Genomic DNA, 14,436 nt, shown 5'->3' with positions numbered 1-14,436 from the left:
GCGTCGGCAAAGCGCCCGGTGGCGGCGGTTTTCGCCCAAAGAGGCAAACCCCTGTGAACACGGTCGCAAACAGCGGTGGCCTATTGCTGGCGGAGATTAAAACTCCGGTCTTTACTCCCTGAATCGGTTTTAAGCCGATCCCTCAGGAGAAAACTAGATGAGCATAGTTCGGACAGCATTACCCTTGGTTCTGCTAACCAGTGTGTTGACTGGTTGCGCAGGTTTGCAGAAAACCGACTGGCCGACCTGTGCGGCGGTCGGCGGTGTGGTCGGTGCCGGTCTCGGCGCGACGGAAAGCGCATCGTGGGCTGGCTACGGTGCACTGATCGTCGGCGGTACGGCAGCGGCTTACTGCTGGGTGCATGGCGATGGCGATGAAGACGGCGATGGCGTGCCGGACAGTCGCGACAAGTGCCCGGGCACACCAAAAGGCGTGCAGGTCGATGCTGACGGTTGCCCGCCACCGACGCCTGCGCCAGTGGTCGAAGAAGCGGTTGTGGTCAAGGAAGAAACCATCGTCATTCGTGATGTGCATTTCGAGTTCGACAAAGCCACGCTGACCGGCCCTGACAAGCAAGTGCTGGACAAGGTCGCCGATCGCCTGAAACAGGAATCCTCTACCGCGCAACTGACCGTTACCGGTCACACCGACAGTGTCGGCAGCGATGCCTACAACAAGAAACTGTCGGATCGTCGTGCGCACTCGGTGGTGGAATACCTGATCCAGCAGGGCGTGCCGCGTGCCAGCTTCGTTTCGGTGTCGGGTCTTGGTGAAAGCCAGCCTGTGGCTGACAACAAGTCGGCTGATGGTCGTGCACAGAACCGTCGCACCGAAATCAAAATCGTCCGCTAGCCCCTCTCGCATCCGCGGCTTGTGCAGTCGCGGATGCGGGTCTTTACTCCTGTGTAACCGGTATGGGCCGGTACACAGGAGCGTTCACAAATGCGTCTTTTCTCAAGGTCCGTCTTGCCGGTGCTGCTGCTTGGCAGCTTGCTCACCGGTTGTGCCACTCACAGCGATGGCACCGCCCCCCTCAATCAACGTACGTGGCCGATCTGCAGCCTGCTTGGCGGTCTGGTCGGCGGCGGTCTTGGCGCCATTGAAAGCGCCGGCTGGGCCGGCGGCGGCGCGGCATTGGGTATCGTCACCGGCGGGCTGATCTGTTACGCCCAGGATGGCGACGAAGACAGCGACGGCGTCTTCGACCGCCGCGACCGCTGCCCGGACACTCCGGAAAACACCGAAGTCGATCACCGTGGCTGCCCGCTGCCGCAATATCCGGTGGCAGTCAAACCGGTCGAACCGGCGCCGCAATCTGAAGTGATCACCTTGAGCGATGCCGGCAACGTGCTGTTCGATTTCGACAAGTCCGATCTGACCCCGGCGGCCAAAGCCCAGCTCGACACCTTGATGGACAAGCTGCGCAATGCCGATGTGGTCAGCATCAAGGTCATCGGGCACACCGACAGTAAAGGCTCCGACGCCTATAACCAGGCTTTGTCCGAGCGGCGCGCGAGCAGTGTCGCAGCGTATCTGTTGAGTCAGGGGCTGGCGCCGAACAAGCTCACCAGCGAGGGCCGAGGCGAGAGTGAGCCGGTCGCCGATAACGCCAGCGATGAAGGCCGCGCGGAAAATCGCCGGGTCGAGCTGCACATCAATCGTTAGCAACCGTCTGTAGTGCGCAGGCTAGAGCTGCCGGGTCGAGATCGTCGGCCCGGCAGCCATTTCATCCGCGTTTGCACAAATTTCATTTTTCCCTCTGGCTTATCCCCCGCAGAAGCCGGTACTGTGCGTGCAAAGAATAATTCGCAACACGGGGGAGCGTATGAAGGTGTTCTGGGGGCTGGGGCGTTTGCTGACCCTGCTGTTCTGCTGCGTGGTACTGGCCAATCAACTGGTGCCGTTTGTTCATCCGCTGCATCTGCTGGTCAATCTGGCCGGCGCTCTGTTGTTGCTGATTCATCTACTCGAAGTGCTGCTGTGCAATCGCAGCCTCAAGGGTCGTCCGCACCCTTGGCGTGATCGTGGCCGCATTCTGTTGTTCGGCGTTTTCCACCTGCAAACCATCCCGGCCCCGGCCGCTCCGGAGGCTTCTTCCCATGCGTAAACTCTGCCTGCTCGCTGCATTCATCAGTCCACTGGCCTGCGCCCAGGTGGTCAACGTGCAAAGCAATTCTTTGATGCGCTTGCCCAACACCACCAGCACGCTGCAACTGGAGAAACTGGAAGTCGCCGATTACGGCACCTTGCTGATCCCGTCCAACGTGACTGAATTGAACATTGATGAACTGCGTCTGGGCCACGAAGCACGTATTGCTATCGTTCCGGCTGAACAGGCGCTGGAAGTGAAGGTCAAGCGCGCTGAATTGAGCGAGGGCAGCCAGATCACCGCGCGCGGCGCCCCCGGCACTTATGAAAAAGCGGCCCGGGCCGGGCGCAATCTGAACCTGCAATTTCAGGCCCTGAGCGCGCCTCAACTGACGGTCGATGCCCGTGGCGGCAGGGGCGCGCCGGGTTTCGTCGGCCTCGACGGCGGCAACGGTGAAGATCCGGGCTGCACCTATGGCTCGGCCGGCCACGGTGCCGATGGCAGTGACGGCAGCGATGGTCAGCCAGGCGCGCCGGGTGCGCTGGTGCGCCTCGCCGTACCACGGGATTTCCCAGTCGAGCTGATCAAGGTCAACGTGGCTGGCGGTGCCGGCGGACCGGCGGGTGTCGGCGGCAAGGCGGGCAAGGGTGGCAAGTCCAAGGGCTGCCTGGTCTATCGCGCTGATGGCGGCAAGAACGGCAAGGCCGGCGCGGATGGCCAGCCTGGGCCGGTGGGGGCGGCGGGTTCGGTTACCGTGCAACGGCTCTGAAACTGCGACCCACTCTCTGATCAATAAAATGCTTTGGTGAGTGAAGATCTTTGGTGAGTGAAGATCTTTGGTGAGTGAAGATCTTTGGTGAGTGAAATTATGTGGCGAGGGGATTTATCCCCGCTGGGTCGCGAAGCGGCCCCGCTCTAAAAATCAAAAGCGGGACTGCTACGCAGCCCAGCGGGGATAAATCCCCTCGCCACAACTGTGTTCACAGCAGAAAAATAGTGCGATTCAGAGCATCGGTCTCGCCGCCGCTACCGCCACCAGCACCAACCCGACAAGCAGATTAAGCCCCACCACCCGCCGAATCCGCCCCAGCACCGCCGCACCCGCCGGCCAATCCTTCGCCTCAACCGCCTTGCGCAACTCTGGCAGCATCAACCCCTGAATGCGGATGAACAGTGCCGTCATCACCACGTACAAACCGATCATCACCTGCACGTACTTCGGCGCGGTTTCAAATCCGACCTGCTGCAGATGCAACATGCCCACGCCGCTGATCGGCAACAGGATCACCGCGACCCAGACCCAACGGAAAAAACCTTGAAACACTTCCACCCACAGGGTCAGGCGAGCGGGGCCGTCCAGAGCCTTCACAGCCGCAGGGCGCAAGACCATCCAGGCGAAAAACATACCGCCGACCCACACCAGAGCGGCGAGGACATGCAGGGGGTAAACGAGGCTAAAAGGTGTCATTGGGTCACTCCGTTCTGCGCGGGATCGATTAGCGGGGTATGATAGCCGCCGAATCAAACCACTGAAAATTTATCCAGCGTTTTGCGCCCGACACTCAATGATCAGCACTGAACTCAAAACCACGATCCAGGGCGCCTATTCGCGTTTTCTAGAGGCCAAGAGTCTCAAGCCGCGTTACGGCCAGCGCCTGATGATCGCTGAAATCGCCAAAGTCCTCGGAGATATCGACACCGACGACGAAGGCCGGCGCAGTGGCGACCCCGCGATTGTCGCGGTGGAAGCCGGCACCGGTACCGGCAAGACCGTGGCCTACAGCCTGGCGGCGATCCCCACGGCGAAACTGGCCGGCAAGCGTCTGGTCATTGCCACCGCGACCGTCGCCCTGCAAGAGCAGATCGTCTACAAGGATTTGCCTGACCTGATGCGTAACAGCGGGCTGAATTTCAGTTTCGCCCTGGCCAAGGGCCGTGGCCGCTACATGTGCCTGTCCAAGCTCGACATGCTGTTGCAGGAAGGCCACGCACAAACCGCCACCGCGCAGTTGTTCGAAGAAGAAGGCTTCAAGATCGAAGTCGACGAGGCCAGTCAGAAGCTGTTCACCAGCATGATCGAAAAGCTCGCCGGCAATAAATGGGACGGCGACCGCGACAGCTGGCCGAACGCGCTGGAAGACGCCGACTGGGCGCGCCTGACCACCGATCACAGCCAGTGCACCAACCGTCATTGCCCGAACTTCGGCCAGTGCGCTTTCTACAAGGCTCGCGAAGGCATGGGCAAGGTTGACGTGATCGTTACCAACCACGACATGGTCCTGGCTGACCTGGCACTGGGCGGCGGCGCCGTGTTGCCTGACCCGCGCGACACCATTTACGTGTTCGACGAAGGTCACCATTTGCCGGACAAGGCCATCGGCCACTTCGCTCACTACACGCGCCTGCGTTCCACCGCCGACTGGCTGGAAACCACCGCCAAGAACCTGACCAAGCTGCTGGCCCAGCATCCGTTGCCGGGCGATCTCGGCAAGCTGATTGAGCAGGTGCCCGAGCTGGCGCGGGAGATCAAGACGCAGCAGCAGTTCATGTTCACCGCCTGCGAGCAGATCGCCGATTTCAAACCGGGCGAAGACGTCGAAGGCCGCGAGCGCCCGCGTCATCGCTTTGTCGGCGGGGTGATTCCCGAGGATATGCGCGAGATGGGCATCGAGCTGAAAAAAGGCTATTCGCGCCTAAACGACCTGTTTCAACGCCTGACCGACCTGCTCAAGGAAGGCATGGACGGCGAGGTCAACATCGGTATCGCCAGCAATCAGGCCGAAGAATGGTATCCGCTGTTCGGCAGCCTGCTGTCCCGCGCTTCCGGCAACTGGGAATTGTGGACCGCGTTCACCGCCGAAGACCCGGAAGACAGCCCGCCCATGGCACGCTGGCTGACCCTGGCCGAAAGCGGCTCGCTGTTCGACATCGAGGTCAACGCCAGCCCGATTCTGGCGGCGGAAACCTTGCGTCGCAGTTTGTGGAACGTCGCTTACGGCTGCTTGGTGACGTCGGCGACGCTGACGGCGCTGGGCACCTTCGACCGTTTCCGCATGCGCGCCGGTCTGCCGAAAAAAGCCGTCACCGCCGTAGTGCCGAGCCCGTTCCATCATGCCGATGCCGGCGTGTTGCGTGTGCCGGACCTGAAGGCCGACCCGCGCGATGCTGCTGCTCACACGGCGGCGATCATTCGCGAACTGCCGGATCTGGTCGACGGTTCCCGTGGCACGCTGGTGCTGTTCTCCTCGCGCAAGCAAATGCAGGACGTATTCGACGGCCTCGACCGCGACTGGCGCAAGCAAGTGTTCATTCAGGGCAACCTGTCGAAACAGGAGACCCTCAACAAGCACAAGGCGCGGGTCGACGGCGGTGATTCCAGCGTGCTGTTCGGGCTGGCCAGTTTTGCCGAAGGTGTCGACTTGCCGGGGGCCTACTGCGAGCACGTGGTGATCGCCAAGATTCCGTTCTCGGTGCCCGATGATCCGGTTGAGGCCGCGTTATCGGAGTGGATCGAGGCGCGCGGTGGCAATCCGTTCATGGAAATCTCCGTGCCCGATGCCTCGCTGAAACTGGTTCAGGCCTGCGGCCGTCTGCTGCGCACCGAAGAAGACCGCGGCACCATCACCTTGCTCGACCGGCGTCTGGTCACTCAGCGCTACGGCAAGGCGATCCTCAATGCGTTGCCTCCTTTCCGTCGTGAAATATCCTGAGACACGGGTGGGCCGATTGGCCCGCCGCGTTGTCTATCTCTCTGCCACCGCTTTTCCACTGGCCTTGACTGGTCGTTAGGGAGAACTCCGTTCTTATGATCCGTCGTTCGTTGCCCGCTGTTTTCGCCTTGATCTTTGCCGCGCCGTTGCTGGCTGCGCCCGCCGGTCAGCAGACGCTGTTCAACTTCGTACGCCCGGCCGACGTGGTCAAGGTCGCCACGGAAAACGCCGACCTGCCGCAGGCCAATGCCGAACAGACCGCGGAAGGCGAAGTGCTGCGCCGGGTGACGTTCAACCCGGTCGCCCGGCCGACCTTGCGCCTGACCCCGCAGACCGGCGCTTGGGACTGGTCGCAGTCCGACATGATGACCCTGCGTCTGCAAAGTGCGATGAATTGGGCGGTCACAGTCTATGTGCAGATCCAGAGCAACGATGGCCGCACTCTGGTCAGCCGCGTCGATCTGCCGGCCGGCCCCGCGCAGACCTTGCTGGTGCCGCTGGTGGCTTCGACGCCGCTGAGCCAGGGCATGAAAGCCGGGCCGCCGATGCCGATGACCGTCGATGGCCAACGCATCCTGCTGGCCAGCAGCACTGGCGAGATCGACCGCAGCCAAGTGGTCTCGGTGAGTCTGTCGATGGATCAGCCGAAAGTTGCGCAGAGCCTGTTGCTCGAGCGGTTCGGCGTGCAGGACGGCGAATCGGTGACGCGGGCGGTGTACGGCAATCTGGTCGACGCCTACGGTCAGTCAACCCGTAGTAAATGGCCGGAAAAAGTCAGCAGCGACGAACAACTGAAAAGCGCCGCCAGCAAAGAGCAGCAACAGCTGAATACGTGGCTGGCCGAGCGTGAAAAGGCTTCGCTGGACAAGTTCGGCGGCTGGAACAAAGGCCCGGCGTTCAAGGCCAGCGGATTCTTCCGCACGGAAAAACGCGATGGCCGCTGGTATCTGGTGACTCCTGAAGGCCACCCGTTCTATTCGCTGGGCGTCAACACCGTCAGCGCGCAGGTCAATCAGACCTACGTCGCTGGTCGCGAACACATGTTCGAATCGTTGCCGAAGAACGACGACCCGCTGGCCGCGCATTTTGGCGAGGGTGACAACCGTGGCGGCAATGGCGCCGACCAGGGGCGTGGCTACGGCAACGGCCGCTGGTACGACTTCTATGGCGCCAATCTGCAACGCCTGTACGGCGAACCGTGCAAGGCAGACAGCGACAACAAGGCCGGGATTGCCGAAGCGGCGAAGGCTGGGGCGGCTGAGGCCGGTTCGGTGCAGGCCGCTGAAACCGCAGCGGTGCCTGCCGAGCCAAAATCCGGTATTGCCGAAGCGGCGCAGACCGATGCGGTGCAAGCGTCCAGCGAGGAAACCGCTCCGTGCAAAGCCACTATTGATGAAGAACGCTGGACCCGGCATACCCTCGATCGGCTGCAAGCCTGGGGCTTCAACACAGTGGGCAACTGGAGCGCGCCGTCGCTGGCGGATGCTGAGCGCGTACCGTACACCTTGCCGCTGTCGATCGTCGGCGATTACACCAGCATCAGCACCGGCAGCGATTGGTGGGGCGGCATGCCGGATCCGTTCGATCCGCGTTTCGCCATGGCCACCGAGCGCGCCGTGGCCATTGCCGCCCGCGATCACCGTGACGATCCGTGGCTGATCGGTTATTACGCCGACAACGAACTGGCCTGGGCTGGCCCAGGCGACGATCCGAAGGCTCGCTACGCGCTGGCCTACGGCACGTTGAAAATGACCACCGACGTGCCGGCCAAACGCGCCTTTCTCAAGCAATTGCGCGACAAGTACCGCAATCAGGCCGGACTGTCCAAGGCCTGGGGCATCGAGTTGCCGGCGTGGGAATTGATGGAAGACCCTGGCTTCGTGCCGCCACTGCCGAACCCGGAGCATCCGGAGATCGAAGCGGATTTCAAATACTTCCAGAAGGTCTTCGCCGATACCTATTTCAAGACCATTTCCGATTCGCTGAAATGGCACGCGCCGAACCAGATGCTCCTGGGCGGTCGCTTCGCCACCAGTACGCCTGAAGCCGTGGCGTCCTGCGCGCAGTATTGCGATGTGTTGAGCTTCAACATGTACACGCTCAAGCCGCAGGACGGCTATGACTTCGCCGCGCTGGCAGCCCTGGACAAACCGGTGCTGATCACTGAATTCAACTTCGGCTCGGCTGACCGAGGCCCGTTCTGGGGCGGCGTGACGCAGCTGGCCAAGGAGGAAGATCGCGGCCCGGCCTATGCCAACTTCCTCAAACAGGCACTGAGCGAACCGTCGATTGTCGGCGTGCACTGGTTCCAGTATCTCGACCAACCGGTGACCGGGCGTTTGCTCGACGGCGAGAACGGCCATTTCGGTCTGGTCGGGATGACCGATCTGCCGTATCAGGGCTTCGTCGAAGCGGTGCGCAAAAGCAATCTGCAGGCGCTGGAGCAACTGGGCAAGGAGGCGCAGAAAACCCCGGCGGCGGAAGTGGAAGGCGGGCGCAAGGGCGAGGCTGGCAAAGCGCCGGGGGCTGCACAGGCGGGTGGGCATTCGGGGAATGGTCACTAGGTTTCAGACCGCGTTATCGTTCTTCGCGAGCAGGCTCGCTCCCACACTGGATATCAACAGCAGCGCAGATCCCCTGTGGGAGCGAGCCTGCTCGCGAAGGGATCGCCACAAATTGCGGATCAACCGTCTGGCCCGCGCCTGTTCCCAAATCCCTCAAGGGCTGGAACAATGCGGGCCACTTTGTAGAGCGTTTTCGCGGGGGAGTTGCGGGTGCAGATTCAGGGACATTACGAGCTTCAATTCGAAGCGGTGCGCGAGGCTTTCGCCGCACTGTTCGACGATCCCCAGGAACGCGGCGCAGCCCTGTGCATCAAGGTCGGTGGAGAAACCGTCCTCGACCTCTGGTCCGGTACCGCCGACAAGGACGGCGCCGAGGCTTGGCACAGCGACACCATCGCCAACCTGTTCTCCTGCACCAAGACCTTCACCGCCGTTACCGCGCTGCAACTGGTGGCCGAAGGCAAGTTGCAACTCGATGCCCCGGTTGCCCGCTACTGGCCGGAATTCGCCGCCGCCGGCAAAGAATCCGTCACCCTGCGCCAATTGCTCTGCCATCAGGCCGGCTTGCCGGCGCTGCGCGAACTGCTCGCCCCTGAAGCCCTTTACGACTGGCAAACCATGGTCGACTCCCTCGCCGCCGAAGCGCCATGGTGGACGCCGGGCACCGGTCACGGTTATGCCGCGATTACCTACGGCTGGCTGGTCGGCGAATTGCTGCGCCGCGCTGACGGGCGTGGGCCGGGCGAGTCGATCGTCGCTCGGGTCGCCAAACCGTTGGGCCTGGATTTCCATGTGGGCCTGGCCGACGAAGAATTTCATCGCGTGGCGCACATCGCTCGTGGCAAGGGCAACGCCGGCGACGCTGCGGCGCAGCGCCTGCTGCAAGTCACCATGCGCGAACCGACGGCCATGACTACCCGCGCCTTCACCAATCCGCCGTCAGTGCTGACCAGCACCAACAAGCCGGAATGGCGCCGCATGCAGCAGCCTGCGGCTAACGGCCACGGCAATGCGCGCAGCCTCGCCGGGTTTTACGCCGGCCTGCTCGATGGCAGCCTGCTCGAAAGCGAGATGCTCGAAGAGCTGACCCGCGAGCACAGCCTTGGCGATGACAAGACCTTGCTCACCCGTACCCGTTTCGGCCTCGGCTGCATGCTCGATCAACCGGACGTTCCCAACGCCACCTACGGCCTCGGCCCACGCGCGTTCGGCCATCCGGGAGCGGGCGGCTCGATCGGTTTTGCTGATCCTGAGCACGATGTGGCTTTCGGTTTCGTGACAAATACCCTGGGGCCTTACGTTTTGATGGATCCGCGCGCACAGAAGCTGGCGCGGGTGCTTGCCACTTGTCTGTAAAGCTTCAACTGAGGTTCCAGGGTCGGAACCTCGAAGGGATTTTCGTTTCAAAACGGCTGTTTATCCGGGCGAAAGTGCTCTGATTTTTCATTACTTCATTTTGTGGATTTTCAATGTCATCTAAAAAGACCCTCGCCCTGGCCCTGTGTGTAGCGATCACCGGTTGCGCACAGACTCCGAAAAACGATGCAGACGGCGGCAGTTGGTGGCCGTTCGGTTCTTCCGACAAAGTCGCGGCCAAAGATTCGGCCCCGGCTCCGGCTCCTTTGAAACCTGCGGCGACTGCGCCAGTGGCCAAGGCCGAAAGCAGCAACCCGTGGTACTGGCCGTTCGGTTCCAGCGATGAAGCGGCCAAGGCTGATCTGAAAGCCGAGGTCAAACCTGAAGCCAAACCGGTCGAGGTGGCCAAAGCCGAGGCGCAGTCCAATGGCAAATGGTGGTGGCCGTTCGGCGGCAAGGACCAGCCAACCGCCAAAGCCGTGCCGATGCCCGATCCGAAGGTGACTCAGGCCTGGCTCGACGACTACGAGCCGCGTCTGCGTGAAGCGGTGAAAGACAGCAATCTGCAACTCGAGCGTCGCGATAACGTGCTGGTCGTAACAGCCCCTGTCGAAGGCTCGTTCAACCCGGATCGCCCGGCGATGCTGCTGCCGGTCACCCTTGGCCCGTTCACTCGCGTAGCGAAAATCCTTGAAGCCGATCCGAAAACCGCAGTGCTGGTGCTCGGTCACAGTGACACCAGCGGTGCCGCACCGGCCAACGTCAAGCTGAGCCAGGAACGTGCGCAATCGGTGGCAGCGATCTTCCGCCTCAGCGGCTTGCAGCGTGATCGCCTGATGCTGCGCGGCATGGGTTCCGAAGCGCCGCGTGCGGCCAACGACAGCGTTGAAGGCCGCGCCTTGAACCGTCGTGTCGAACTGCTGGTGACTCCGCAAAACACCATGGTTGCGCTGCTGAGCAAATACAACATGCCTGCGCCGAAGCCGGTGACGATGGTTGCTGCGCAAGACGTCAAGCCAGTGGCCAAACCGGTTACCCCGGCGCCTGCCGCGAAAAAAGCCGCTGTGCCGGCGGCGAAAAAGGCGCCAGCCAAGAAAACCGCCGCCAAGGCTCCTGCGAAGAAGGCACCGGCCAAGGCTCCAGCGAAAAAAACTGCACCGGCCAAAGCCGCCGCGACCGACAAGAAAGTCGCCGCAGCCGACGCTGCCAAGAAGTGATCCGCTAACGAAAAGGAATCCGCCATGACCCAGGCTCTGGCCGATATGCGTCGCGACTACACCCGTGACGGTTTGACCGAGGCGCAAGCCCCGGCCGAGCCGTTTGCGCTATTTCACCAGTGGTTCGCCGATGCGGTGAAAACCGAGCAGGCGCCGGTGGAAGCCAATGCCATGACCCTGGCCACGGTCGATGCCGACGGTCGTCCGCATTGTCGCATTCTGTTGCTCAAGGGCCTGGACGAGCAGGGCTTCACCTTCTTCACCAACTACGACAGCGCCAAGGGCCAGCATCTGGCGGCCAACCCGTTTGCTGCCATGACCTTCTTCTGGCCCACCCTGGAGCGCCAGGTGCGCATCGAAGGGCGGGTGGTCAAGGTCACGCCGCAAGAGTCCGACGCGTATTATCAGGTGCGTCCTCTGGGCAGTCGTCTCGGCGCCTGGGCCTCGCCGCAGAGCCGGGTCATCAACGGTCGTGGCGAACTGGAAGATTTGCTCAAGGCCACCGAGCAACGCTTCAGCGACAGCCAGCCGCACTGCCCGGAACATTGGGGCGGTTACCGCTTGTTGCCCGAGCGCATCGAGTTCTGGCAGGGCCGTCCGAGCCGCCTGCACGATCGCCTCAACTACCGCCTCCAGGGCGTCGAGTGGATTCTGGAACGACTGGCACCCTGAGCAGTCTACCGAGCGAGATAAACGCGGATGGCGCAGGATCGCTGATTTGACGCTACCTTGAGTGGACGCTTGCGGGCATCTGTACCAGGCCTGAATGGAAGCCAATTTTATCCGGATGGTGTCGTGACAGGCGCCAGGCCACGGGGTTTAATGAACACATGTTCTTTTGGAGTTGATGCTATGCGTAAGTCTGTTCTGCTGGTTGCTTCCTTTTCGACGATGGCGATGTTGCTGACCGGCTGCCAATCGAGCCTCACCGGCGACTCCTACTCCCGTGACGAAGCGCGTCGTGTGCAGACGATTCGCATGGGCACCATCGAATCCCTGCGACCGGTAAAAATCGAAGGCACCAAGACCCCGATCGGCGGCGCAGCAGGCGCAGTGGTCGGCGGCGTCGGCGGCAGCGCTATCGGCGGCGGCAAGGGCAGCATTGTGGCTGCGGTCATCGGCGCAGTGGCCGGCGGCCTGCTTGGCTCGGCCACCGAAGAAGGCCTGACCCGCACCCAAGGCGTGGAAATCACCGTCCGCGAAGACGACGGCAGCATGCGCGCCTATGTGCAGCAGGTTCAGGAGAATGAAGTCTTCCGCGTTGGCGAGCGGGTACGGATCTCCACCGTTGGCGGAACCAGCCGCGTTTCGCACTAAGCGAGAAGCTGGGCAAATGAAAACCCCGATCAGGTGACTGGTCGGGGTTTTTCTTTGTTTGTGAATTGCTCATTCAGTATGTGGCGCAGGTGCCCATGAAGTATTCGAGGCCCTTTGGAAAACTGACGTTGAGCAGGTTTTCCAATGCGGTTACCTGATCCTGAGTCAACAACAGCTCGCCGGGTTCCACCTCATCCAAGGGCTTTGATTCAATGAGCTGAGCCACTTTTTCATTCATCTCGCTGCCTGTGATATCCAGCTCGAATTGCAAGGAGTCGTCTTGGGCTTCGTCAGGGAAAAAACCGGTAATTAAAAGAAAGTGCATGGAGCTAATACTTCCGGGGCTGTTAGCCGTAGTCAAACGAAATTTGATAGTCGTGAACTCTCAAATCGATTTGATGTTGAAAATACGGCTGAATGGTGGCGAGCCAATTTTGAGCGACGTTGAAACTGCCATTGTTGATGTTGTCCGCGGCGGGAATCCCCAAGGCGTTTAACACTGACTCGTCACCACCCAGGTCTTTTGACGACTCTTCCCCCTGAAACTCCAAGGTTGCTGTGTCGTACCATTCCAATCTCAGTTCCAGTCCCATCTACCATTGATCCCGGTAAACGAACGATACCTGATAGTCGTAAGAAGAAAATTGAATGGAATGCTGGAAGTGGGGCTGGAGAGTCTTGATCCAATCGGCTTTTACATCAAATCCGCCGTTATTGAAGCTTTTCGACGGTAGGCCTAATGCTTCCATTAATGAGCCGTCCTCGCCAAAATCTTTCGACAGTTCCTCCCCCTCACCCAGTTCGGTTTGTTGGTCGTACCATTCGAGTCTGGCTTTGAGTCCCATGTAATCCTCATAAATATTTTTTAATACTACGGTTTTTTTTGGGTGGATCTATCTGTTCACCAGTTCTGTGGTCGTAAGAGCCTAAATGGCTGCCATCACTTGCGCGGTAGCCTTCAAGCTCGCCGTGTAAATAGTCCCATTCATAAATTATTCGGCCTTTTGCATTGATCCAGCGATCCCGGAGCCCACCGTTGAACGGCGTTTTCTTTTTTGCTCTTCTTAAATCGGGAAAGGCTGTGATATCCGACGTTTCGGGAGCGGGGTGATAGGTATGTCCCGCTTCAGCGGTGCCTTTCGCAGAGCTGACAACGATGTAAATCGGTTTTACACCCGAGTCTGTGGGAAACACCAGAATGAAATCTTTGTACTCCGGCGGATAAAGCGGATTCACCAGTATCCCGTCCGCCGCCTTCGTCGGTGGATACACCCAGATATGCGGTGCCTGCGGTGCGGCCTCCAGTGCTGGAATGCCGAGAATGTCCGAGCCATCCACCGCCGGGGTCCAGAGCAGTTCGACGCCTTCACCCAGATCGGCAACGAACCGGTCGCCACGCGCAATGAACTGCACGACATCGACCATTTCCCAATCGCGGTTCTTACCGGTGTAGAAACCGTAACCCTTGAGGCTGCCATCGGCCTGTTGCTCGACGCGCAGGCGCACGCGGGTTCGGGCTTGTTTGAATGTGCTCAGTTGCTCATCGGTGTAGAGCGCGCTGTCGCCCAGGCTGGATGGCATCAAAAGCGCAACCAGCCCCACCAACGTCGCAGCCGCCGCAGGGGAGGCGAGCGCCGGTAGCACTTCAAAAGCCGAGCCTGCCAAGGCCAGACTGCCGAACCCGACCGGGATGGTGTTGGCGCTGATTTTCTTGAGAGGAATGCCGCCGCTTGCGTCGGCTTCGCGAGCGCCGAGCAGGATCAGCTCGCCGTAATCCTTCAGGCTGTCGGTCGGTACCATGCCGGAAGGATTGCTGTAATCGATAATCGCATCCGGCAACTTGCAGGACTTGGCGAATACACAGCCGGCACGCACGGCTTCAGGTTTTTTCGCAGCCACTTCACGGCTGTGCTCGAAAGCCTCCTGCCGCGCCAGCATCGCGTCGTAAGCGTTTTGCCCGGCTTCGCGCTCGGCCAGTTCTGCCGCCGTCATATACCGCCAGGTAACGTGATGCCCGTCGCCCTGCGGTGGGTTTTGCACCCGGGGAATGTCCTTGTTCCGCGCCACTGATCGTCCCTTCGTTAATCATCGACAGCCCCTCGGAAAGGGGCTGCACGACGTTATCGAAGCGGGGAAAGTGTGGCTGTAGGACGGGTCGCTAATGACGTGGGGATTGTTCGCT

Annotated in this window: 15 protein-coding genes; 10 read left to right on the top strand and 5 right to left on the bottom strand. The window is 60.9% G+C overall.

Annotated elements, in window-relative coordinates; translation table 11 throughout:
* Positions 1-157: 157 nt before the first annotated feature.
* The 4 genes from AC0Z5Z_RS08565 (at position 158) to AC0Z5Z_RS08550 (ending at position 2,859) form a co-directional block, all read left to right on the top strand.
* Positions 158-853, top strand: a complete 696-nt coding sequence (locus AC0Z5Z_RS08565; RefSeq protein ID WP_016770616.1) for a PA1041 family peptidoglycan-binding anchor lipoprotein — start codon at positions 158-160, stop codon at positions 851-853.
* Positions 854-943: 90 nt separating this feature from the next.
* The gene (locus AC0Z5Z_RS08560) at positions 944-1,666 is read left to right on the top strand and encodes a PA1041 family peptidoglycan-binding anchor lipoprotein (protein WP_150636395.1); all 723 of its coding nucleotides are present in this window, start codon (positions 944-946) and stop codon (positions 1,664-1,666) included.
* A 160-nt stretch (positions 1,667-1,826) separates the two neighbouring features.
* Positions 1,827-2,108, top strand: coding sequence for a DUF1145 domain-containing protein (locus AC0Z5Z_RS08555; RefSeq protein WP_016771375.1), 282 nt, complete (start codon positions 1,827-1,829; stop codon positions 2,106-2,108).
* The gene (locus tag AC0Z5Z_RS08550) at positions 2,101-2,859 is read left to right on the top strand and encodes a collagen-like triple helix repeat-containing protein (protein ID WP_150636396.1); all 759 of its coding nucleotides are present in this window, start codon (positions 2,101-2,103) and stop codon (positions 2,857-2,859) included. The genes AC0Z5Z_RS08555 and AC0Z5Z_RS08550 overlap by 8 nt, the downstream gene beginning before the upstream one ends.
* Positions 2,860-3,093: 234 nt before the next feature.
* On the opposite strand, the gene AC0Z5Z_RS08545 is transcribed toward AC0Z5Z_RS08550, so the two are convergent.
* Entirely contained in the window at positions 3,094-3,558 is a 465-nt protein-coding gene (locus AC0Z5Z_RS08545) for a CopD family protein (RefSeq protein WP_016771373.1), read from the bottom strand.
* A gap of 97 nt (positions 3,559-3,655) precedes the next feature.
* Here AC0Z5Z_RS08545 and dinG point away from each other — a divergent pair, with 97 nt between their 5' ends.
* From dinG to AC0Z5Z_RS08515, 6 genes are all read left to right on the top strand, one after another.
* Positions 3,656-5,800 (top strand): ATP-dependent DNA helicase DinG, encoded by a 2,145-nt coding sequence (gene dinG, locus AC0Z5Z_RS08540; RefSeq protein WP_150636400.1) that lies wholly within the window; start codon positions 3,656-3,658, stop codon positions 5,798-5,800.
* Between the two features lie 95 nt (positions 5,801-5,895).
* Complete coding sequence (locus tag AC0Z5Z_RS08535) at positions 5,896-8,364, top strand: beta-galactosidase (RefSeq protein WP_485610956.1); 2,469 nt, start codon at positions 5,896-5,898, stop codon at positions 8,362-8,364.
* 210 nt (positions 8,365-8,574) lie between these two features.
* Entirely contained in the window at positions 8,575-9,720 is a 1,146-nt protein-coding gene (locus AC0Z5Z_RS08530; RefSeq protein WP_460160437.1) for a serine hydrolase domain-containing protein, read from the top strand.
* 113 nt (positions 9,721-9,833) lie between these two features.
* The gene (locus AC0Z5Z_RS08525; protein ID WP_095180546.1) at positions 9,834-10,937 is read left to right on the top strand and encodes an OmpA family protein; all 1,104 of its coding nucleotides are present in this window, start codon (positions 9,834-9,836) and stop codon (positions 10,935-10,937) included.
* Between the two features lie 24 nt (positions 10,938-10,961).
* Positions 10,962-11,609, top strand: coding sequence for a pyridoxamine 5'-phosphate oxidase (gene pdxH / locus AC0Z5Z_RS08520; protein ID WP_236168024.1), 648 nt, complete (start codon positions 10,962-10,964; stop codon positions 11,607-11,609).
* A 180-nt stretch (positions 11,610-11,789) separates the two neighbouring features.
* Positions 11,790-12,254 (top strand): outer membrane lipoprotein, encoded by a 465-nt coding sequence (locus tag AC0Z5Z_RS08515; RefSeq protein ID WP_016771369.1) that lies wholly within the window; start codon positions 11,790-11,792, stop codon positions 12,252-12,254.
* A 73-nt stretch (positions 12,255-12,327) separates the two neighbouring features.
* On the opposite strand, the gene AC0Z5Z_RS08510 is transcribed toward AC0Z5Z_RS08515, so the two are convergent.
* The 4 genes from AC0Z5Z_RS08510 to AC0Z5Z_RS08495 are packed head-to-tail and all read right to left on the bottom strand — an operon-like array spanning position 12,328 to position 14,321.
* Positions 12,328-12,579, bottom strand: a complete 252-nt coding sequence (locus tag AC0Z5Z_RS08510; RefSeq protein ID WP_122705009.1) for a pyocin S6 family toxin immunity protein — start codon at positions 12,577-12,579, stop codon at positions 12,328-12,330.
* 22 nt (positions 12,580-12,601) lie between these two features.
* Positions 12,602-12,847: a colicin E3-like toxin immunity protein gene (locus AC0Z5Z_RS08505; RefSeq protein ID WP_095180547.1), complete on the bottom strand. Its 246-nt coding sequence runs from the start codon at positions 12,845-12,847 to the stop codon at positions 12,602-12,604.
* Positions 12,848-13,099, bottom strand: a complete 252-nt coding sequence (locus tag AC0Z5Z_RS08500; RefSeq protein WP_095180548.1) for a colicin E3-like toxin immunity protein — start codon at positions 13,097-13,099, stop codon at positions 12,848-12,850.
* 7 nt (positions 13,100-13,106) lie between these two features.
* Positions 13,107-14,321 carry an S-type pyocin domain-containing protein gene (locus tag AC0Z5Z_RS08495; protein ID WP_485610955.1) on the bottom strand — a complete coding sequence of 405 codons (1,215 nt, stop codon included), beginning with the start codon at positions 14,319-14,321 and terminating at the stop codon, positions 13,107-13,109.
* Between the last annotated feature and the right edge of the window lie 115 nt (positions 14,322-14,436).

This window comes from Pseudomonas sp. 1L-E-NC-VB-C3, assembly GCF_057291535.1.
Note: the sequence above shows the minus strand (reverse complement) of the source record. Positions and strands in the feature narration are given on the sequence as shown.